We start from the raw sequence: 21,534 nt of genomic DNA, 5'->3' as shown, positions 1-21,534 counted from the left end.
CAATCATCTGATTGGTCAAGCCCACTCCTTATGGTCTAGGCTTATTAATCAAATAACTGATTGACTAATAAGAGCTTTATCAAGATGTCAAAAGCCGGACTACGGATCTTGGTGGTGGAAGATGAAGCGGTTTTTCGCCACTCGCTGGTAACTTATCTCGAGCATGACGGGGCGTGTGTGTTTCAGGCCGAGGACGGGATTGAAGGCCTCTCTGCCGCCGCGCTCTACCACCCCGATATAGTATTGTGCGACCTGAACATGCCCAACATGGATGGCCATGAGGTCATCGCCTGCCTGTCTGCCCGCTATCCCCATATCCCAGTCATCATCATTTCCGGGCAAAGCAAGATGGAGGCGGTAGAGCGTGCGCTGCGCGCCGGTGCCCGCGATTTTCTGCTCAAGCCGATCTCGGACTTCGACCAGGTAGGTCGCAGCATAGATCAGTGTCTGGCGGCCAACTATGGTCACGGGCAGCAACTGGAGTTGATGGATCACATCGACTTTTTTCGCGATCACGACAAGGCGGCCACCCGTCTGCTCGCCTGGTTGAGGCCGCCCGGCTTGCAGGAGTGGGGCCCCTGGCAGGTGACGTTCGAGGGGATGGGCAACCTGTTCATTCCGGATACCTTCAAGCTGGATGACAAGCTGCTGGTGCTGGTGATGGAGCTGCCGGTCTTCGGGGTGGATGCCGCCTTCTGTGGCGCTCTGGTGCGTTCCCTGATGAATGCCCCCTATCGCCAGTTTCAGCACAAGGAGAGTCTGCTGCTGACCCAGCCGCACCGGCTGCTCGACTACTTGAACCTGCAGCTCATCGAATCCGGCTTGCGCCACTCTTTCGCCATGGCCGCCCTGCTGTTTGATCAGGAGGATGGCCTGGTGTTTGCCAATGCCGGGCTCACCTCACCGCACTGGTTGATGCGCTCCGGCGGCTTGCCGCTCGGCTTGCTGCGCAGCAGCCATTACGCGCTGCACAAACGCAGTTGGCACGAGCCGTTTGATCTGCAGTTTCGCAGCGACAGCGGCAGCGCCCTCCATGTGCAGGTTCGCCACCACTGAGGCCGATTTCGTCGCAGACAAAAACAAACAGGGCGCCCACTGGGCGCCCTGTTTGTTCATCACAATCCGAGCCGGTTAGACGGTAGCAGACTGCAGTTTCTTGTCGTGCTCTTCTGGCTCTTTGGCCGGACCTTCGGCACCGTGCATCCAGTAGACCAGGCGGTTGGCCATGGCCAGCAGGATCAGGGCGCTGATCACGGCGGCGATGGCGATGCCGCCGAAAATGGCAATGGCGCCGGACTCACCGACGAAGGAGCCGACGAAGCCGGCGATGTAGTTGGCCAAGGCATTGAAGCCGAACCAGACTCCCATCATCAGAGAAGCCAGACGCAGCGGTGCCAGCTTGGTCACCATGGAGAGGCCGATCGGGGAGAGGCAGAGTTCACCCAGGGTGTGGAACAGGTAGGCTCCGACCAGCCAGAACATGGAGGTCTTGACGGCCTGATCGCCGCCTTGCTGCAGCACGGCACCGATCATGAACAGGAAGCCCACGGCCAGGAACAACAGGCCCATGGCGAACTTCACCGGGGAGTTCGGCTCTTTGCTGCCGAGTTTGATCCAGATGGCCGCGACTATGGGGGCGAGCGTGATGATGAAGAAGGGGTTCAGGGACTGGAACCAGGCGGTCGGTACTTCGAAGCTGCCGATCATGCGGTCGGTATACTGCTGCGCATACAGGTTCATCAAACCACCGGCCTGTTCGAAGCCTGCCCAGAAGATGATGGTGAACAGACTCAGTACCAGGATGACCTTGATGCGATCCACTTCCTGCCTTGTCAGCGGCGCCTTCTGCTCCTTGGAGCGTTGCTCGGCGGCGCGCTGGGCGGCCGGCACACGACCTATATCACCCAGGAAACGCTGCGCCATGGTGGCCTGGACTACCAGGGAGAGCAGCATGCCGATACCGGCGCTGACGAAGGCGGCCTGCCAGCCGTAGGCGGTGGCGGCGGCGCCACAGATCACACCGGCCAGCAGGGAGCCCAGGTTGATGCCCATGTAGAAGATGGTGAAGGCGCCGTCACGACGGTGGTCGCCTTCCTTATACAGGTCACCCACCATGGTGGAGATGTTCGGTTTGAACAGACCGTTACCCAGGATCAACAGAGCCAGGCCCGCGTAGAAGAGGTTGTTGACCATCTCCGGGAACATGGCGTGTGGCAGGGCCAGGGTGAATTGTCCCGCGGCCATGAAGATGGCACCGATCAGGATTGCTCGGCGTTGGCCGAGGAAGGTATCCGCCAGCCAGCCACCTATGATGGGGGTGATATAGACCAGACCGGTATAGATACCGTACAGCTTGAGGGCGTCGGCTTGGGTCCAGCCCATGCCGCCGTTGGTAGTCATGTCAGTCAGATAGAGGACGAGCACGGCACGCATGCCGTAATAGGAGAATCTTTCCCACAGTTCGGTACTAAAGAGCAAAAAAAGCCCTTTGGGGTGACCTAAAAAGGTCCCTTTGGACGGATTATTCATTGGAACTTCCACCTGTGTTTTATATTTTTTTAGGAATCTTATGCAAGGGCTAGGAACAAGCCTTAATCCTTATAAAACAAGCGGAATTAAATTACAATATTATGATTTAACGATATTTAATCTATCAATGGTTGAATTTTTGTTTATAAAATGAAAAGGAAGGGCATCGAACGATGCCCAGCATATAATGCTATTAACAGGTCAAATATCCATCCATTACAACTGTTTGACGAACTGTTTCAGCCACGCAATGAATTCACCGTTCAGTTCCGGGTGGCGCACGGCATATTCCACGTTGGCTTTCATATAGCCCATCTTGCTGCCGCAGTCATGACTGCGACCCTTCATGAAGTAGGCGTTGACTTGCTCCTGTTCCATCAGCATGGCGATGGCATCGGTCAACTGGATCTCGTCACCGGCACCGGCCGGGGTACGTTCCAGCAGCGGCCAGATGTTGGAGGAGAGCACGTAGCGGCCGACCACGGCCAGATTGGAAGGTGCTTCGTCACGAGGCGGCTTCTCGACGATGGCCTGCATCGGCAGGGACATGCCTTCGCTCAGGGCCTCGCCCTTGATGTCGGCGATGCCGTATTTGTCCACTTCACTGTCGGGGACAGCTTCCACCATGATCTGGCTGATCTGATCCTCCTCGAACATGCGCACCATCTCGGCCAAGTTGTCCTGCTTGAGATTGCTGGCCACTTCATCGATCAGCACGTCAGGCAGCAGGACCACAAACGGGTTGTCGCCGATCAGCGGGTGGGCACATAGCACGGCATGACCCAAGCCTTTGGCTTCGCCCTGGCGGACGTGCATGATGGTGACGTCTTTGGGGCAGATGTGTTGTACTTCTTCCAGCAGCTGCCGCTTGACCCGTTTTTCCAGAGTCGCCTCCAGTTCGAAGCTCTTGTCAAAGTGGTTCTCGATGGAGTTCTTGCTCGAGTGCGTGACCAGGATGATCTCCTTGATGCCAGCGGCGATGGCTTCGCGCACCACATACTGGATCAGCGGCTTGTCGACCACCGGCAGCATCTCTTTCGGGATGGCCTTGGTGGCAGGCAGCATGCGGGTGCCCAAACCGGCGACAGGAAGAACGGCCTTGCGTACAACGAGCGGTGTCTTTTTCATGGAGAGAGTCCAGAGATACAAAGTGGACTCATGATACCCGAAGAAAAATAGGGCAGCCACAGGCTGCCCTCATGATGGGGGAGGTCCCAAGCGGTTACTTGACGATGATCATGTCCCGATTTGCTTCCAGGGTTGCCGGCCCTATGCCACTGACATCGGCCAGTTGGTCGACCGTGGTGAACTTGCCCTGCTTCTCGCGAAAATCGACGATAGCTTGGGCCTTCTTCTCGCCGATCCCCTTGAGGGCAGTTAACTCATTGATGTTCGCCGTATTCAGGTTCACCTTGCCGCTCTCCTTTGCGGTGGTGACTGTGGTGGCTGGCTTGGCAACCGGCTTGTCAGCAGCCAGCAGAGGCTGGCTCAGCAGGGGCAGGCAGCTCAGCAGCAGGGTGGCGGTCAGGGTCTTGTAGTTCATGGCTTCACGTCCTTGTGTTGTGTGGGGTTGCTATTGAGAATTAGCCGAGTTACGCCATTTTTTGTCTGTCAGATGTGACAGGGTTATAACTCAGCTAAATCGGCTATAACCCATGCCATTCCAAAATGGGTACACTGTGCTAACCATTTGACCAGGATGTCTTTTCGATGTTTTTCCCTGCAATTTCCGAGCTAGAGCCCATAGCCCGCGCCGCCGGTGACGCCATCATGGCCATCTATAGTCAGCCTTTTACGGTGGAGTACAAAAGCGACGAGAGCCCGCTCACGGCTGCCGACAAGGGGGCTCACGAGGTGATCGTGCAAGCGTTGGCACGGCTCACCCCCGATATCCCTGTGCTGTCGGAAGAGTCTGGTCCCGAGGTGATGGGGTTGCGCCGTGGCTGGTCACGCTACTGGCTTGTGGACCCGCTCGACGGTACCAGGGAGTTTGTCTCCCGCAACGGCGAGTTCACCGTCAATATCGCGCTGATCGAGGATGGCAAGCCGCTGTGGGGCCTGGTCTATGCCCCCGTGCTGGACAGGCTCTGGTATGGCGGAAAAGGGGGCGGGGCCTGGCGGGTGGCCGATGGCAAGCGTGAGTCCATCCAGACTCAGCCTCATCGGGAAGGAACGGCGTGGCGGGTGGTGGGCAGCCGCAACCACCTGTCGCAGGAGACTCTCGACTATCTGGCTCGCTTCGGGGATATAGGGCGGGGCGAGATTGAGCTGGTCTCCATGGGCAGCTCCCTCAAGTTCTGCATCATCGCCGAGGGGGGCGCGGAGCTCTATCCGCGCCTTGCTCCGACTTGCGAGTGGGATACCGGCGCGGCTCAGGCTGTGCTGGAAGGGGCCGGAGGCAGCGTGACTCAACTCGATGGTTTACCCCTTGCGTACAACAAGCCTGACATCCTCAACCCCTGGTTTGTTGCCCGGGCGTAAGCCCGCTTGTGATACCATAGAATAGAAAGAGGCCGGACTTGGTTGAACACCAGCGTCCGGCCTCTTTGCATCTTGGGAATGGCGTTCTGTTAGAACACCTTTTTGAACGGTTTGATGGTCACCTTGGCGTAGACACCGGCCGCCACATAGGGGTCGGCATCGGCCCAGGCTTTGGCGTCAGCCTGCGAGGCAAACTCGGCGATGACGGTACTGCCGGTAAAGCCCGCATCGGCCGGATCGTCGGCATCGATAGCCGGGTTGGGGCCGGCGGTCAGCAGGCGCCCTTCATCCTGCAGCGCTTGCAGCCGGGCCAAGTGGGCAGGGCGAACCTGCTTGCGCAGTGGCAGGCTATTAGGGACATCTTCGGAGTAGATGAGATACCACATGAGAGGATCCTTTTCTGATGATGGTTATTTTTTCAGCTCGTTCTTTTGTTCGGCAGGGATGTGGCGGTAGAGATAGACGCCGCTCAGCAGGGTAAAGACCAGCGTCATCCCCAGCAGGCCGAACACCTTGAAGTTGACCCACATCTCTTGCGGCATGTTGAAAGCCACGTAGAGGTTGAGCAGGCCACAGACGGTAAAGAAGCCAACCCAGCCGAGGTTGACCTTGTCCCAGACGGCATCGGGGGCTTGCAGCTCCTTGGCCAGCATCTGTTTGATCAGGTTCTTGCCAAAGCCGTAGCGGCTGATGAGCAGACCAAGCGCGAACAGCACATTGATGATGGTCACTTTCCACTTGATGAAGGTGTCATCGTGGAAGAAGACGGTGAGGCCGCCGAAGAAGCCGACCAAGATGAAGGTGAAGAGCTGCATTTTCTCGACCTTGCGATAACGCACCCAGCTGTAGATGAGTTGCAGACCGGTCACCACGACCAGGGCGCCGGTGGCCGTGTAGATGTCGTAGAACTTGTAGACCGCGAAGAAAACGATAAGTGGAATAAATTCAATAAATTGCTTCATGTCTGGCGCGTAGCCCTCAAGAGTAGACCTCAAAATTTTGTCCAGTTTACCTGCCCGATGGGCAACGGCAAATGAATAAGACCGCCCATTTTACGTCCCGTTCCCTGATGCGGCGCTAGCCAAATAGCTGGCGGGCAAGGGGCTCGCCCAACCGTTTTTGATCCGCCAGTAGCTCGCGGATGTGGCGCTCTTCGATAAGCGGGTTGAGCAGTACGGCGCGCAGCAGGGTGAGCGGCTGGGCGCCGTAGCGCCCCACCGCCCGCTGGGTGCGGGAGACAAAGCTGTGCCCCTCGGCCCGCTGGGCTTTTTGCAGGGCGACGTTGAAGTCGTTGATCTGCGCATTGGCTGCTTCGTTCAGCGCCTTGCCCTGCAGATGAGGGGGAATGCAGCGGTAGGAGAGCAGGTTCATCACCGGTGCCGACATCAGCTCGAAGGCAGGATCGCTTTCGATGAGCGCTGCCATCAGCCGGGCACGGTCGTAGTTGGCCTCGATGAGATGGGCGTAACCCTGCTGGCCAAACAGCTGGAAGGCGGCATCCAGATAGAGCGCATTGGCGGGGCGGGTGCCCTCCAGGGTAAAGCGGCCTTGATCAAACGAGGTGGCACGGATGGCGTAGGGTGCCTCCCGCTTGACCGCCATCATCAGATCGGGCTGGCGGCAGAGCAGCATGCCGGTGCCGATCGGAACCATCAGTTGCTTGTGACCATCCAGCGTGACGGTGTCGGCCCGCTCAATGCCGGTCAGCAGGTTCTGATAACGGGGCGAAAACAGGGTCGGGCCACCCCAGGCGGCATCCACATGAAAATGGATCTGCTCGCGCTCGGCGATGGCCGCCAGCTCCGGCAGCGGATCGATGGAGCCAAAGTCGGTGCTACCCGCCACGCCAATCAGTGCCAGCACTTTGAGTTTCTGTTCCTTGCACTGGATCAGCGCTTGCTCCAGCGCAGCCAGACTGAGCCGGTTCTGCTCGTCGGTTTCAAGACGCCATACACTGTGCGCCCCCAGTCCCAGCAGGTCCATCCCCTTGTCGAAGGAGTAGTGCATCAGCCGGGAACCCAGAATGACAGCGCCGCGATAACCCTGCTCATAGAGGGCGAACAGGTTGTCGCCGCAGGCGCGGTTGCGGGCCAGCCACAGCGCCGTGACGTTGGCGATGGTGCCGCCGCTGGTCATGACGCCGAGGGCGGCATCCTTGGCATGCATCTGCTCGCCGTAGAAAGCATCGTTCATGCCATAGATGAGGCGGTGCAGCTTGGCCAGCACCTCCCGCTCCAGAAAGCTGAGCAGGCGGGAGGATTCCATCTTCATCGGATTCTGGTTCAGCATCACCAGCAGACGCGACAGCTCGGCGGTATAGGCCGGTAGTGGCGCCGTCATGTGGCCCATGTAGCGTGGCGAGGTGAGGTGAGAGGCGCCGGGCACCAGGGTGGCCAGCCGCGCCAGATAGTGTTCGATGGAGAGGCCGACCGCAGGCATGCGGGATTGATCAAGCTGGTGGGTGAACTGGTCGCGCTGGTAGGGGGCCTGACTGTCATCCGAGTGGTGAAATTGTGCCAGCATGGCGCTCATTGCGTCGCCAAAGGCTGCATCCGGTTGTGTAAACAGCTCAGTCAACTTCATCAGGTTCTCCAGACCGGGTTGCCAGGTAGCCACTGTGTGGTGAGCCGCCGTGGCGGCAACAGCTACGTGGGCATCGGCCGCAGAGCATACACCAAAGGCAAACGGGTGACAGCCATGAGCGCTGGCCAAATCAGATCCCATCCTATTTAAGCTAACACTTGTACTCTGAAATGGCGGCGGCTAGAGTGAGCCCAGTTTGGGCAGGAGTATGCAATGAGCAGTGTGACGGATTATTCTTCCCGCGAGGAGTTGGCCAATCGCCTCAGCCACGGCTTGGGGCTGGTGTTCGGGATCCTGGGATTGATCTTGTTGTTGAACAAGGGCTGGGAGCAGGGCACCCAGGCGCTCATCAGCTATAGCCTCTATGGCGGCAGTCTGGTGCTGCTCTATCTCGCCTCGACCCTGTATCACAGCATGGCTGAAGGGGCCGCGAGGCGCTGGTGCAAGGTGTTTGATCACTGCGCCATCTATCTGCTGATCGCCGGGACCTATACCCCTTTCCTGCTGGTGGCGCTCGGTACCCCGCTGGCCCAGGGACTGATGGTGGTGATCTGGGCGCTGGCACTGGCGGGGGTGGTGTTCAAGTTGCTCTTCATCAATCGCTTCAAGAAGTTGTCGCTGTTTACCTACTTGATGCTGGGCTGGTTGTCGCTGGTGGTCATTTATCAGCTTTACCTCCATCTGGAGGGTGAAGGCTTGCTGCTGCTCGGGCTCGGTGGTCTCATCTACAGCCTTGGGGTCATCTTCTATGTGGCCAGGCAGATCCCTTATAACCACGCCATCTGGCATCTGTTTGTGTTGGGTGGCAGTGTTTGTCACTTTATGGCCATTTATGGTTATGTCGCTTAACTAGCCCTTAATTGGTATATATTGCCGCTCAAAAGGATAAATTCGTGCGGTATCACACAGTTGGCGTCGGCGTTTGCTGACAAGCTAAGGACAGTTCAATTCGCAAAGGATGCACGAAATGAGTGATATCGCGCTTTCCATCAGCATGTTGTCGCTGGTGGCAGTGCTGGGGCTCTGGCTGGGCAACTGGCGAGTCTATGGCGTTGGCTTGGGGATCGGAGGTGTGCTATTTGGTGGCATCATCGTGGGCCACTTCGCCGGCCTCTCCGGTCTCGCACTGGATGAACAAACTCTGCACTTCATTCAGGAGTTCGGCCTTATCCTGTTTGTCTACACCATAGGTATCCAGGTCGGTCCCGGCTTCTTCTCCTCCCTGCGCAGTTCTGGCCTCAAGCTGAACGGCTTCGCCGCCCTGCTGGTGCTGCTTGGCTGCTTGGTCGCGGCTGCGCTGCATCAACTGTTTGACGTGCCGCTGCCAGTGATCCTGGGGGTATTCTCCGGCGCCGTGACCAACACGCCTTCCCTTGGTGCGGGTCAGCAGATCCTGGCCGAGCTTGGCGCCGCGCCCGGTTCGACCGGCTTGATGGGCATGGGGTATGCCGTCGCCTATCCGTTCGGCATCTGCGGCATTCTGCTCACCATGTGGCTCATTCGCATGTTTTTTCGCATCAAGATCGACGAAGAAGCAGCCCAGTTCGAGCAACAAGCCGGCAAGACCAAGGAGAGCCTGCAGACCATCAACATCGCGGTGCGCAACCCCAACATGCACGGGCTGATGCTGGGGGAGATCCCGAGCCTGGACGAAGCCGATGTCATCTGTTCCCGCCTCAAGCGCGGCGATGAGCTGATGGTGCCGCGGCCGGACTCGCGCATCGAACTCGGCGACCTGTTGCACCTGGTGGGTGAACGGCATGCGTTGCACAAGGTGCTGCTGGTGCTGGGGGAGGAGGTGGATACCTCGCTCTCGACCCGAGGCACCGATCTGCGGGTGGAGCGGGTGGTGGTGACCAACGAGCAGGTGCTCGGCAAGAAGATCCGCGATCTCGACATCAAGCAGAAGTACGATGTGGTCATCTCGCGCCTCAATCGGGCCGGTATCGAGCTGGTGCCGACCAGTCAGACCAGTCTGCAGTTTGGTGACATCCTCAATCTGGTGGGGCGACTCGACGCCATCGAAGCGGTGACCAATGTGGTGGGCAATGTGCAGCAAAAACTGCAGCAGGTGCAGATGCTGCCTGTGTTCATCGGCATTGGTCTTGGCGTGCTGCTCGGTTCTATCCCCTTCTATCTACCCGGGTTCCCGGCGGCACTCAAGCTGGGTCTGGCGGGCGGCCCGCTGGTGGTGGCACTGATCCTGTCGCGGATCGGCAGCATCGGCAAGCTCTACTGGTTCATGCCACCGAGCGCCAACCTGGCGCTGCGGGAGATCGGCATAGTACTATTTCTGGCCGTGGTGGGCTTCAAGTCAGGCGCCGGTTTCATCGACACCCTGATCAACGGCGATGGTCCGGCCTGGATGATGTACGGCATGGCAATCACCCTGATCCCGTTGCTGGTGGTCGGTGTGCTGGCCCGCCTGTATGGCAAGATGAACTATCTCACCCTGTGCGGATTGCTGGCCGGTTCCATGACGGATCCTCCCGCCCTGGCGTTTGCCAACGGTATGCATCCCACCAGTGGCGCCAGCGCCTTGTCGTATGCCACTGTTTACCCTTTGGTGATGTTCCTGCGGATTATCTCCCCCCAGTTGCTCGCCATTTTATTGTGGGCGGGCGCCTGATCATGACCTGGACGGGAACACAGCCATGCGCTCCCGTCATCTAAATGCAAGATATTGATAATATTTATTTTATTGATTTATTCCCCCCGTCATTAACTCTCCTGTTTAACCGGCCGTTCCAGCTTCAAATCAGGCTATCCATTCGAATTTTCTAACTGGTTTCTGGCGTCGTTCACAGGCACATTAGACAGTGGAATATTGCATGCCAATAGAGATTCAGGAGAGAACATGAGCAGCCACAATATCGCATTGGATCAGGACGTCGTCGTTACCCAGTTGACAGGCAAGGTTTACCTGGTCGCCGCAGATGGCAGCCAGAGGCCGCTCGCCGAAGGCGATATCCTGCCCAAGGATGCGGTGCTGATCACTCCTGAAGGCGCCAGCTTTAAGGGCGGCAATCAGACTTTCACCCTGAGCCCGACCAACGAGCAGCAGGCTGAGGATGACACGTCTAAAGAGCTGCAGCTTGCCCAGAATGTGCCGATCGGCAATCCCGATGACATAGCGGCCCTGCAACAAGCCATTCTGGCTGGAGCCGATCCGACCAAGGCATTTGAAGCGGCGGCGGCCGGCGGTGCTGCCGCAGGCGGCGGCAATATTGGCGGTGTGGCGGGCGCTAGCGGTAACGGTGGTTTCGTCACCATAGAGCGTACCGGCGATGCCACCATAGCGGAAGCGGGATTTGATACCGCCACCCAGGCTGACACGGGTGTGATTGGCGATGCGTTCGCGGGTGAGGAAAATCAGCTGTTCGACTTGGTGCCACCGGTGATCACAGTCTTTGCTCCGGACAATACCAATGACACGACCCCGACCCTGACTGGTACCACTGATGCCCCCGCAGGCAGCACTGTGACCCTGCTGGTTACGGATGCTAATGGCAATCAACAGACTCTGACCACGACCGTCAATCCGGATGGTACCTTCAGCGTTGATGTCACCACACCGCTGGCGGATGGCTCCTACACTGTCACCGCCAATGTCACAGATCCTGCCGGCAACACCGGCACAGACACCGATGATGGCAGCGTGGACAGCACGGCTCCATCTGCTCCTCTGGTGGATATCCAGGATGGTGCGGACAACGTCATCACCGCCAATGAGCGCGAGAACGGCGTGGATGTCATCATACGTTTGCCAGCCGATGCCAAAGTCGGTGATCGCCTTGATGTGGACTGGAATGGGGATGGGGTGCCTGACTCCAGCTCCATCCTGACCGCCGATGATATCGGCAAGACGCAGGTTACTTTGACCATTCCCACCACGGATCTGCCGGTGAATGGCCCCATCACAGTGGATGCCACCCTGACCGATCCCGCTGGCAACACCTCTCCCAAGGGCACTGACAACAGCGTGGTGAATGCCGCGCCTGTGCCAGGGGACGACCAGTTCACAGTGGAAGAGGATGGGACAGTCACCATCAACGTACTCGGCAACGACACCGACCTGGATGGAGATAGCCTCAGCATCACCGCTATCAATGGCCAGGCCATTGCCGAAGGTGGCTCGGTGGTGATTGACAATGGGTCCGTTACCCTGACCAACGGCCAGTTGGTCTTTACACCCTCTCCTGATTTCAATGGCAATATTTCGTTCGAATACACAGTTACAGATGGTTTGCATAGCGCCACTGGCGGCGTTAACGGGACTGTCAACCCGGTCAATGATGCTGCCATCATTGCCGGCACCGATAGCGGGGCCGTGACCGAAGATGCCAGCTCGGATGTGCTGACTGACCGTGGCGTGCTGAGCGTGACCGACGTGGACGGCGCTGACGAAGCCAAGTTCATTGCCGGCAACGGTACCCCGAGTGCCAATGCACTGGGCAGCCTGACCATCACCGAAGGCGGTGAGTGGACTTACAACGTGGCCAACGGCGACGTGCAGTACCTGGGCGAGGGCGAAACCAAGGTCGAGACCTTTGTGGTCAAGAGCCTGGATGGCACCGAGCATACCGTCACCATCACCATTACCGGCGTCAACGACAGCGCGGTGATCAGCGGCAACGATAAAGGCGGTGTCACTGAAGACGAAAGTACCCCGACGCTGACCGAGACCGGCAGCCTGAGCGTGACCGACGTGGACGGCGCTGACGAAGCCAAGTTCATTGCCGGCAACGGTACCCCGAGTGCCAATGCACTGGGCAGCCTGACCATCACCGAAGGCGGTGAGTGGACTTACAACGTGGCCAACGGCGACGTGCAGTACCTGGGCGAGGGTGAAACTAAGGTCGAGACCTTTGTGGTCAAGAGCCTGGATGGCACCGAGCATACCGTCACCATCACCATTACCGGCGTCAACGACAGCGCGGTGATCAGCGGCAACGATAAAGGCGGTGTCACTGAAGACGAAAGTACCCCGACGCTGACCGAGACCGGCAGCCTGAGCGTGACCGACGTGGACGGCGCTGACGAAGCCAAGTTCATTGCCGGCAACGGTACCCCGAGTGCCAATGCACTGGGCAGCCTGACCATCACCGAAGGCGGTGAGTGGACTTACAACGTGGCCAACGGCGACGTGCAGTACCTGGGCGAGGGCGAAACCAAGGTCGAGACCTTTGTGGTCAAGAGCCTGGATGGCACCGAGCATACCGTCACCATCACCATTACCGGCGTCAACGACAGCGCGGTGATCAGCGGCAACGATAAAGGCGGTGTCACTGAAGACGAAAGTACCCCGACGCTGACCGAGACCGGCAGCCTGAGCGTGACCGACGTGGACGGCGCTGACGAAGCCAAGTTCATTGCCGGCAACGGTACCCCGAGTGCCAATGCACTGGGCAGCCTGACCATCACCGAAGGCGGTGAGTGGACTTACAACGTGGCCAACGGCGACGTGCAGTACCTGGGCGAGGGTGAAACCAAGGTCGAGACCTTTGTGGTCAAGAGCCTGGATGGCACCGAGCATACCGTCACCATCACCATTACCGGCGTCAACGACAGCGCGGTGATCAGCGGCAACGATAAAGGCGGTGTCACTGAAGACGACGCTACCCCGACGCTGACCGAGACCGGCAGCCTGAGCGTGACCGATGTGGATGGTGCCGACGAGGCCAAGTTCATTGCCGGCAACGGTACCCCGAGTGCCAATGCACTGGGCAGCCTGACCATCACCGAAGGCGGTGAGTGGACTTACAACGTGGCCAACGGCGACGTGCAGTACCTGGGCGAGGGTGAAACTAAGGTCGAGACCTTTGTGGTCAAGAGCCTGGATGGCACCGAGCATACCGTCACCATCACCATTACCGGCGTCAACGACAGCGCGGTGATCAGCGGCAACGATAAAGGTGGCGTCACTGAAGACGACGCTACCCCGACGCTGACCGAGACCGGCAGCCTGAGCGTGACCGACGTGGATGGCGCCGATGAGGCCAAATTTGTGGCCGGCAACGGCGTGGCCAGCAATGGCGCGCTGGGCAGCCTGACCATCACCGAAGGCGGTGCCTGGACTTACAACGTGGCCAACGGCGACGTGCAGTACCTGGGCGAGGGTGAAACCAAGGTCGAGACCTTTGTGGTCAAGAGCCTGGATGGCACCGAGCATACCGTCACCATCACCATTACCGGCGTCAACGACAGCGCGGTGATCAGCGGCAACGATAAAGGTGGCGTCACTGAAGACGACGCTACCCCGACGCTGACCGAGACCGGCAGCCTGAGCGTGACCGATGTGGACGGCGCTGACGAAGCCAAGTTCATTGCCGGCAACGGTACCCCGAGTGCCAATGCACTGGGCAGCCTGACCATCACCGAAGGCGGTGCCTGGACTTACAACGTCGACAACAGCAAGGTGCAGTACCTGGGCGAGGGTGAAACCAAGGTCGAGACCTTTGTGGTCAAGAGCCTGGATGGCACCGAGCATACCGTCACCATCACCATTACCGGCGTCAACGACAGCGCGGTGATCAGCGGCAACGATAAAGGCGGTGTCACTGAAGACGAAAGTACCCCGACGCTGACCGAGACCGGCAGCCTGAGCGTGACCGACGTGGACGGCGCTGACGAAGCCAAGTTCATTGCCGGCAACGGTACCCCGAGTGCCAATGCACTGGGCAGCCTGACCATCACCGAAGGCGGTGAGTGGACTTACAACGTGGCCAACGGCGACGTGCAGTACCTGGGCGAGGGTGAAACTAAGGTCGAGACCTTTGTGGTCAAGAGCCTGGATGGCACCGAGCATACCGTCACCATCACCATTACCGGCGTCAACGACAGCGCGGTGATCAGCGGCAACGATAAAGGTGGCGTCACTGAAGACGACGCTACCCCGACTCTGACCGAGACCGGCAGCCTGAGCGTGACCGACGTGGATGGCGCCGATGAGGCCAAATTTGTGGCCGGCAACGGCGTGGCCAGCAATGGCGCGCTGGGCAGCCTGACCATCACCGAAGGCGGTGAGTGGACTTACAACGTCGACAACAGCAAGGTGCAGTACCTGGGCGAGGGCGAAACCAAGGTCGAGACCTTTGTGGTCAAGAGCCTGGACGGCACCGAGCATACCGTCACCATCACCATTACCGGCGTCAACGACAGCGCGGTGATCAGCGGCAACGATAAAGGCGGTGTCACTGAAGACGACGCTACCCCGACGCTGACCGAGACCGGCAGCCTGAGCGTGACCGATGTGGACGGCGCTGACGAAGCCAAGTTCATTGCCGGCAACGGTACCCCGAGTGCCAATGCGCTGGGCAGCCTGACCATCACCGAAGGCGGTGAGTGGACTTACAACGTGGCCAACGGCGACGTGCAGTACCTGGGCGAGGGTGAAACCAAGGTCGAGACCTTTGTGGTCAAGAGCCTGGATGGCACCGAGCATACCGTCACCATCACCATCACCGGCGTCAATGACGGTGCCGTGGTGGCGGGGGATGACCGGGGTGCGGTGACCGAAGATCTGAATGTGGTGAGTGGCAAGCTGACCGACACAGGCGTGCTGACCGTGAGCGATGCGGACCAGGGGCAGGCCAAGTTTGTGGCGGGCAACGGCGTGGCCAGCAATGGTGCGCTGGGCAGCCTGTCCATCGCCGAGAACGGCACCTGGAGCTACAACGTCGACAACAGCAAGGTGCAGTACCTGGGCCTGGGTGAAACCCGTGTCGAGAGCTTCACCGTGCAGTCAGTGGATGGCACCACGCACACCGTGACCATCACCATCACCGGCGTCAATGACGGTGCCGTGGTGGCGGGGGATGACCGGGGTGCGGTGACCGAAGATCTGAATGTGGTGAGTGGCAAGCTGACCGACACGGGCGTGCTGACCGTGAGCGATGCGGACCAGGGGCAGGCCAAGTTTGTGGCGGGCAACGGCGTGGCCAGCAATGGTGCGCTGGGCAGCCTGTCCATCACCGAAGGCGGTACCTGGAGCTACAACGTCGACAACAGCAAGGTGCAGTACCTGGGCCTGGGTGAAACCCGTGTCGAGAGCTTCACCGTGCAGTCAGTGGATGGCACCACGCACACCGTGACCATCACCATCACCGGCGTCAATGATGGTGCCGTGGTGGCGGGGGATGACCGGGGTGCGGTGACCGAAGATCTGAATGTGGTGAGTGGCAAGCTGACCGACACGGGCGTGCTGACCGTGAGCGATGCGGACCAGGGTCAGGCCAAGTTTGTGGTGGGCAACGGCGTGGCCAGCAATGGCGCACTGGGCAGCCTGTCCATCGCCGAGAACGGCACTTGGAGCTACAACGTCGACAACAGCAAGGTGCAGTACCTGGGCCTGGGTGAAACCCGTGTCGAGAGCTTCACCGTGCAGTCGGTGGATGGCACCACGCACACCGTGACCATCACCATCACCGGCGTCAATGACGGTGCCGTGGTGGCGGGGGATGACCGGGGTGCGGTGACCGAAGATCTGAATGTGGTGAGTGGCAAGCTGACCGACACGGGCGTGCTGACCGTGAGCGATGCGGACCAGGGGCAGGCCAAGTTTGTGGTGGGCAACGGCGTGGCCAGCAATGGCGCGCTGGGCAGCCTGTCCATCGCCGAGAACGGCACCTGGAGCTACAACGTCGACAACAGCAAGGTGCAGTACCTGGGCCTGGGTGAAACCCGTGTCGAGAGCTTCACCGTGCTGTCAGTGGATGGCACCACGCACACCGTGACCATCACCATCACCGGCGTCAATGACGGTGCCGTGGTGGCGGGGGATGACCGGGGTGCGGTGATCGAAGATCTGAATGTGGTGAGTGGCAAGCTGACCGACACGGGCGTGCTGACCGTGAGCGATGCAGATCAGGGTCAGGCCAAGTTTGTGGTCGGGGCGGGCGTGGCCAGCAATGGCGCACTGGGCAACCTGTCCATCGCCGAGAACGGCACCTGGAGCTACAACGTCGACAACAGCAAGGTGCAGTACCTGGGCGAGGGTGAAACCAAGGTCGAGACCTTTGTGGTCAAGAGCTTGGATGGCACCAGTCACACAGTGACAGTGGTGATCAACGGCACCAATGATTTGCCAACCCTGTCTATCTCCAATGGCGCAACTGTTTCCGAAGAAGGCTTGCCCAACGGCATCGCCGATAACAGTGGCAACCCGGATACCACGGATGCCAAGAGCATGTCCGGCACTATCTCCGTCGGTGACGTGGACAGCAGCAGCGTGGCAGTTTCACTGGGCGGACCGACAGGGCTGACCTCTGGTGGCGCCGAGGTGAAGTGGAGTTGGGACGCTGGTAGCAAGACGCTGGTTGGCTATACCGGTACCCTGGGTAGCGATGGCTACAAGGCGGTGGTCGAGGTCAAGCTGACCGCACCGAACGCCAGTGGCAAGGGTGATTGGGCCTATGATCTGACCCTCAAGGCGCCGCTTGACCACCCGGTCAAGGGCCAGGAGGATTCCCTGTCGTTCCAGCTGGACGTCAAGGTCTCCGATGGCAAGGGCACGACCACAGGTAAGCTGAATGTCACCGTCGAGGATGATGCGCCGATCGCTGGCGATGCCGCAGCAGTCTCTGTTGCCAAGACAAATATTCCAGATGTGCTGATCGGGGTATTTGATCTGACCAAGTTCAGTGGCAACAGGGCCCTGGTCGATTTGGCTGGCTTTACCATCACAGCTAAGGGGTTCACCTCTGCAACAAACTCAACTCTGATTGATGCCAGCGTCAATGGTTCCAATGCAGGGTTGGGGGTATCCAGCGTGGCCGGGCCGTACCACAACATTGCCAACGAGATAGACTTCCGTCACTTCGCGAACGGAACCTCTGCCTCCGAGCAGTTAATTGTGAAGCTGGATCCGGGCACGGTTGCCTATGGTGCCAACATCAAGTTCAACCAGATGTTCGGTGGTGAGCTGGAGAGTGGCGTGGTCGAGTTCTACCGGGCTGGTGTGCTGATTGGTACTCAGACCTTCAGCTCTAATGCGGCCAGTGGCGATTACGCCGAGAACTTCCAGGTGCAGCAAGGCGGCTTTGACACCATGGTGATCAAGGCTACCAATAACGGCAACACCAATACCTCGGACAACAGCGACCTGACGGTGAAGAGCATAGAGTTCCTCGGTGCCACCACGGCACCGGCCATCGCTTACGGTTCGGGCACTGTCACTCCGCAGTGGGGGGCTGATGGCAAGGGCTATATGCAGCTGCTCGGCTCCAACGAGACTGGATTGACCACGGCCACCGGCAAGCTGATCACCACTACCATGGAGTCAGCCAATACCCTGATAGGCAAGGCCAGCGATGGCACCCTGGTGTTCCGTCTGGAATTTACCCCGGCCACCGGCAAGTGGGAGTTCTTCCAGTACCAGAACATGTCCAGGCCACTGGGTGACGGTGATATCGACTTCCAGATCAAGGTGGTGGATGCGGATGGCGATTCCAGCCTGGGCTCTTTCGCGACCAAGCCGCTGTTTACTCCGATAGTGCAGTCGGTTTCCAGCGAGAGCGCAGAGGAAGGCGGCAATCTGCTGCATACGGTGGTGCTGTCTGACGCGACCCAGGAGGCGACCCAGTTTGACTTCGCCATCAGGGGCAGCGGTACCAACCCGGCTTCCAACCTTGATTGGGGCACAGCCCAATTTAGCAATGGGGTTATCTACAACAGCGCCACCGGCAAGATCACTGTACCGGCCGGGGTATCCGGCTTTACCGTGACCATACCGACAGTGAACGATCGCCTGGTCGAGGCGAACGAGACCCTGACGGTGACCGTGGGTGGCCAGAACGGCACAGGTACCATCATCGACAACGACCGTGCCCCTGTGACCACGGGTGGACACGGTGTCGGGACGGAAGACACTCCGCTGGTACTGAAATGGTCCCAGTTTGGTGCCAGTGATGATCAGGCTGCGTCTGATCTGAGCGTGCAGATCAATACCTTGCCGCAAAATGGCAAGCTGGAGTATCTCAATGCGGCCGGTCAGTGGATTGCCGTGAAGGCAGGAGATCTCATCTCCTACGCCGATATCGACAGTGGCCATCTGCGCTTTGTGCCCGGTCTCAATGAATCCAGCACCAGTACCGTCAATGGCAACGGTGCGACGACGGGCAACCAGCAAGGGGACTACGCCAGCCTGGGTTACCAGATCAGCGACGGTGCCAACCTGAGCAACTCAGGCAAGCTGGTGATTGACATCGCTGCCGTGGCTGACAAGCCGGTGGTGGATATCAGCCTGACCGGCAATGGCGTGCCGCTCTATACCCAATATCCGTCGTCCGGTATCTCGACCGGTGCGTTCCAGAGTGGCAACTTCAACAAAGGCAGCTTCGGGATCAACAATAGCCTGACCGACAGCACCGCCAGCCAGGATCAAGTGGTTGGCGGCAATGGCAACGACTACATCGTCAGTGTGAAGGGCGGTGGCGACTACTTCGTCGGTGGTCTGGGCAATGACGTTCTGGTCGGTGGCAATTCTGTCTCGGGCGATACACTCGATGGCGGCGTGGGTAACGATATTCTGGTCGCCGGACTGGGTGGTGACACCCTGTATGGCGGTGCCGGTACCGACCTCGCCGTGCTGATGGGCTCGCGTGCCAACTATGTCATCGAGCGCAGAAGTGATGGTGGCTTCAACTTCCTGGTGAAGGAGAATGGCACCACCATCAGCAAGTCGCTCTACGATATCGAGCTGGTTCAGTTTGATGACGGTATCTACCAGTTCAATCAGACCGATGGCACCCTGACGGCAGTTCAGCCCAGCGTGGTGGATTATCCCCTCGAGATCAGTGCTTCCCTTACCGATCGGGATGGCAGTGAACAGCTCGACAGCCTGGTGCTGAGCGGCATGCCCAGTGGTGCGACCCTGTATCAGGGCGGCACTGTGTTGGGCACCGTTGGTGCGGATGGCAAGCTGACGCTCACCGGCCTCTGGAACCAGAGCGCACTGGACGTCAAGCTGACCGGTCTGACCCTGCGGGTGCCGGGCAGCAATGCGGGTCAGTTTGACCTCAAGGTGGAGGCCATCGCCAAGGAGGTGGTGACCGACCAGGCCAGCAGCGCATCGGATCAGGATTCGATCCGCATGAGCTACTTCCTCTCCACCGAAGGGGAGCCGGGCGATCAAAACCGTGTTTACGGCAGCGAGCACAATATCGTGGTCGGCGACCTGGACGGCAGCGTGGTGTTGTCAGGCCAGAACTACAACATCGCCTTTATGGTCGACAGCTCGGGCAGTATCGGTGCTACCGCCATGAATACCATCAAGGCCCAGTTGGCACAGGTCTTCTCGAGCCTCAAGGCGAGTGCCGGTACCGATGGCGCCGGGACGGTCAATATCTTCCTGGTGGACTTCGATACCCTGGCCAACAAGTCGGTCAGTGTGAACCTGAAAGACAGCAATGCCCTGAGCCAGCTGCAAGCCATTCTCGACAGCATGGATGGTAGCTCCAGCAATGGCGGCGGCACCAACTATGAGGACGTGTTCAAGACCACGGCCAACTGGTTCAACGGTTCGACCGCTCAGGGCAACAGCAATGCCAAGAACCTGACTTACTTCATTACCGATGGTAAGCCGACTTACTATTTGGGCAGTGAAGGCTCCAATCCGCTGGTTGATGACTACACGAACAACAGCAAGGATGTGTATCTCAATCAGCTGCTGCAAAGTGGCTATGTACCCGGTCAGGTATACAAGAGCGGTAACTTCACTGTGATTGATGCACAGGGCATCGTGTACAAGAGCGATACTTCAGGCAAGGTATCCGCGATTGGTTACATACGCCCTGATGGTCTGGGTGGTTATACCTACTCGACTCTGGACGGTGATGGCCGAAATACCTCCAGTACTACGATTACCAACTCCGTCGCCGGTTTTGCCCTGCTGACGGGGATGGGGGTCACGGTGGAGGCGATCGGCCTGGGAGCCAATATCTCCTACAACGACCTCAAGTCCTATGACTCCGATGGCGTGATTCAGACTGGGGTCAACGCCTCTGATCTGGCCAACGCCATCCTGGGTACTTCCGTCAACAACCTGCCGGGCAGTGACAGGATCGATGGTGGTGCCGGTGACGATATCCTGTTCGGTGATGCGGTTCACTTCGCGGGCATCAACGGAGAAGGCTACGCGGCCATCAAGCAGTACGTGGCCGGCAAGCTGAGTGCCGGTTCGGTGACCGATGCCCAGGTTCATGACTACATCACGGATCACGCCAGCGAGTTCGATCAGTCCTCCACCAATGACAAGGCGGATGTGCTGATTGGCGGAGAAGGCAACGATATCCTGTTTGGTCAGGGTGGTGACGACTTCCTGTTCGGTGGTGCCGGCAACGACATTCTGTTCGGCGGTAGTGGCAACGATACCCTGTATGGTGAGAGCGGCAACGATACCCTGTACGGCGGTAGCGGCAACGATACCCTGTATGGTGGCGCCGGCAACGACACCCTGAGTGGCGGTCTGGGCAACGACATCCTGGTCGGAGGTCTGGGCAACGACATCCTCAAGGGGGATGCGGGAGCCGATATCTTCACCTGGCAGCAAGGGGATACTACGGCAGGCTCCATCGCCAAGGATTACGTGGTTGACTTCTCCAAGGCTGAGGGTGACAAGCTGGATCTGAGCGATCTGCTGGATCACGATGGTTCCCGCAACCAGAACGATCTGAAGAGCCTGCTCTCTGTGTTCCAGGACAGCGAGGGTGTGCATCTGCAGGTCAAGGAGACCAGCACGGCTTCGGTGACTCAGGAGATAGTGCTGATGAACCACACGTTCGACAGTCTCACCGGCAGCACGGCGTCTACCTCTTCTCAGGTGATCGACTACATGCTGAGCAACAATCTGCTGGATATCGACAAGTAATCCCGTCAGGGCAGGGCAACAAGCGGCAGAGCAATCTGCCGCTTTTTTTATGTCTGGCCATGGTGGGACTGATG

The 21,534-nt window shown here is 59.0% G+C and carries 11 protein-coding genes; 5 read left to right on the top strand and 6 right to left on the bottom strand.

Annotation, left to right across the window (positions count from 1 at the left end):
* The first annotated feature begins 84 nt into the window (after nucleotides 1-84).
* Nucleotides 85-1,056, top strand: coding sequence for a response regulator (locus tag WJM78_RS16780; protein ID WP_042038581.1), 972 nt, complete (start codon nucleotides 85-87; stop codon nucleotides 1,054-1,056).
* A gap of 75 nt (nucleotides 1,057-1,131) precedes the next feature.
* Here WJM78_RS16780 and WJM78_RS16775 read toward each other — a convergent pair whose 3' ends face one another.
* The 3 genes from WJM78_RS16775 to WJM78_RS16765 all read right to left on the bottom strand — a co-directional run bounded on the left by WJM78_RS16775 (nucleotide 1,132) and on the right by WJM78_RS16765 (nucleotide 4,072).
* Entirely contained in the window at nucleotides 1,132-2,529 is a 1,398-nt protein-coding gene (locus tag WJM78_RS16775; RefSeq protein WP_339010687.1) for a peptide MFS transporter, read from the bottom strand.
* Nucleotides 2,530-2,745: 216 nt separating this feature from the next.
* Nucleotides 2,746-3,657, bottom strand: a complete 912-nt coding sequence (gene galU, locus WJM78_RS16770; protein WP_042038583.1) for a UTP--glucose-1-phosphate uridylyltransferase GalU — start codon at nucleotides 3,655-3,657, stop codon at nucleotides 2,746-2,748.
* 94 nt (nucleotides 3,658-3,751) lie between these two features.
* Nucleotides 3,752-4,072, bottom strand: coding sequence for a ComEA family DNA-binding protein (locus tag WJM78_RS16765; RefSeq protein WP_042038584.1), 321 nt, complete (start codon nucleotides 4,070-4,072; stop codon nucleotides 3,752-3,754).
* A gap of 167 nt (nucleotides 4,073-4,239) precedes the next feature.
* Here WJM78_RS16765 and cysQ point away from each other — a divergent pair, with 167 nt between their 5' ends.
* Entirely contained in the window at nucleotides 4,240-5,010 is a 771-nt protein-coding gene (gene cysQ / locus WJM78_RS16760; protein WP_339010683.1) for a 3'(2'),5'-bisphosphate nucleotidase CysQ, read from the top strand.
* Nucleotides 5,011-5,099: 89 nt separating this feature from the next.
* On the opposite strand, the gene WJM78_RS16755 is transcribed toward cysQ, so the two are convergent.
* From WJM78_RS16755 to WJM78_RS16745, 3 genes are all read right to left on the bottom strand, one after another.
* Nucleotides 5,100-5,396 (bottom strand): YciI family protein, encoded by a 297-nt coding sequence (locus WJM78_RS16755; RefSeq protein ID WP_212514412.1) that lies wholly within the window; start codon nucleotides 5,394-5,396, stop codon nucleotides 5,100-5,102.
* A gap of 24 nt (nucleotides 5,397-5,420) precedes the next feature.
* Nucleotides 5,421-5,972 carry a septation protein A gene (locus WJM78_RS16750; RefSeq protein ID WP_287146781.1) on the bottom strand — a complete coding sequence of 184 codons (552 nt, stop codon included), beginning with the start codon at nucleotides 5,970-5,972 and terminating at the stop codon, nucleotides 5,421-5,423.
* 115 nt (nucleotides 5,973-6,087) lie between these two features.
* A complete protein-coding gene (locus tag WJM78_RS16745) occupies nucleotides 6,088-7,593 on the bottom strand; it encodes an aminotransferase class V-fold PLP-dependent enzyme (protein WP_339015903.1) in 1,506 nt (501 codons plus the stop codon).
* Nucleotides 7,594-7,806: 213 nt separating this feature from the next.
* On the opposite strand from WJM78_RS16745, the gene trhA reads away from it, so the two are divergent.
* The 3 genes from trhA (at nucleotide 7,807) to WJM78_RS16730 (ending at nucleotide 21,460) form a co-directional block, all read left to right on the top strand.
* The gene (gene trhA, locus WJM78_RS16740; protein WP_339010677.1) at nucleotides 7,807-8,442 is read left to right on the top strand and encodes a PAQR family membrane homeostasis protein TrhA; all 636 of its coding nucleotides are present in this window, start codon (nucleotides 7,807-7,809) and stop codon (nucleotides 8,440-8,442) included.
* Between the two features lie 118 nt (nucleotides 8,443-8,560).
* Nucleotides 8,561-10,222 (top strand): putative transporter, encoded by a 1,662-nt coding sequence (locus tag WJM78_RS16735; RefSeq protein WP_042038591.1) that lies wholly within the window; start codon nucleotides 8,561-8,563, stop codon nucleotides 10,220-10,222.
* A gap of 228 nt (nucleotides 10,223-10,450) precedes the next feature.
* Nucleotides 10,451-21,460 (top strand): retention module-containing protein, encoded by an 11,010-nt coding sequence (locus WJM78_RS16730; RefSeq protein ID WP_339010672.1) that lies wholly within the window; start codon nucleotides 10,451-10,453, stop codon nucleotides 21,458-21,460.
* Nucleotides 21,461-21,534 lie beyond the last annotated feature (74 nt).

The organism is Aeromonas popoffii, assembly GCF_037818705.1.
GTDB classification, from domain to species: Bacteria; Pseudomonadota; Gammaproteobacteria; order Enterobacterales; family Aeromonadaceae; genus Aeromonas; species Aeromonas popoffii.
This window is presented reverse-complemented; position numbering and strand designations above follow the sequence as displayed.

What these genes read in the sequence shown, in the direction of transcription:
- WJM78_RS16780 (WP_042038581.1), top strand. Translation starts at nt 85, where the DNA reads ATGTCAAAAGCCGGACTACGGATCTTGGTGGTGGAAGATGAAGCGGTT.
- WJM78_RS16775 (WP_339010687.1), bottom strand. Translation starts at nt 2,529, where the DNA reads ATGAATAATCCGTCCAAAGGGACCTTTTTAGGTCACCCCAAAGGGCTT.
- galU (WP_042038583.1), bottom strand. Translation starts at nt 3,657, where the DNA reads ATGAAAAAGACACCGCTCGTTGTACGCAAGGCCGTTCTTCCTGTCGCC.
- WJM78_RS16765 (WP_042038584.1), bottom strand. Translation starts at nt 4,072, where the DNA reads ATGAACTACAAGACCCTGACCGCCACCCTGCTGCTGAGCTGCCTGCCC.
- cysQ (WP_339010683.1), top strand. Translation starts at nt 4,240, where the DNA reads ATGTTTTTCCCTGCAATTTCCGAGCTAGAGCCCATAGCCCGCGCCGCC.
- WJM78_RS16755 (WP_212514412.1), bottom strand. Translation starts at nt 5,396, where the DNA reads ATGTGGTATCTCATCTACTCCGAAGATGTCCCTAATAGCCTGCCACTG.
- WJM78_RS16750 (WP_287146781.1), bottom strand. Translation starts at nt 5,972, where the DNA reads ATGAAGCAATTTATTGAATTTATTCCACTTATCGTTTTCTTCGCGGTC.
- WJM78_RS16745 (WP_339015903.1), bottom strand. Translation starts at nt 7,593, where the DNA reads ATGAAGTTGACTGAGCTGTTTACACAACCGGATGCAGCCTTTGGCGAC.
- trhA (WP_339010677.1), top strand. Translation starts at nt 7,807, where the DNA reads ATGAGCAGTGTGACGGATTATTCTTCCCGCGAGGAGTTGGCCAATCGC.
- WJM78_RS16735 (WP_042038591.1), top strand. Translation starts at nt 8,561, where the DNA reads ATGAGTGATATCGCGCTTTCCATCAGCATGTTGTCGCTGGTGGCAGTG.
- WJM78_RS16730 (WP_339010672.1), top strand. Translation starts at nt 10,451, where the DNA reads ATGAGCAGCCACAATATCGCATTGGATCAGGACGTCGTCGTTACCCAG.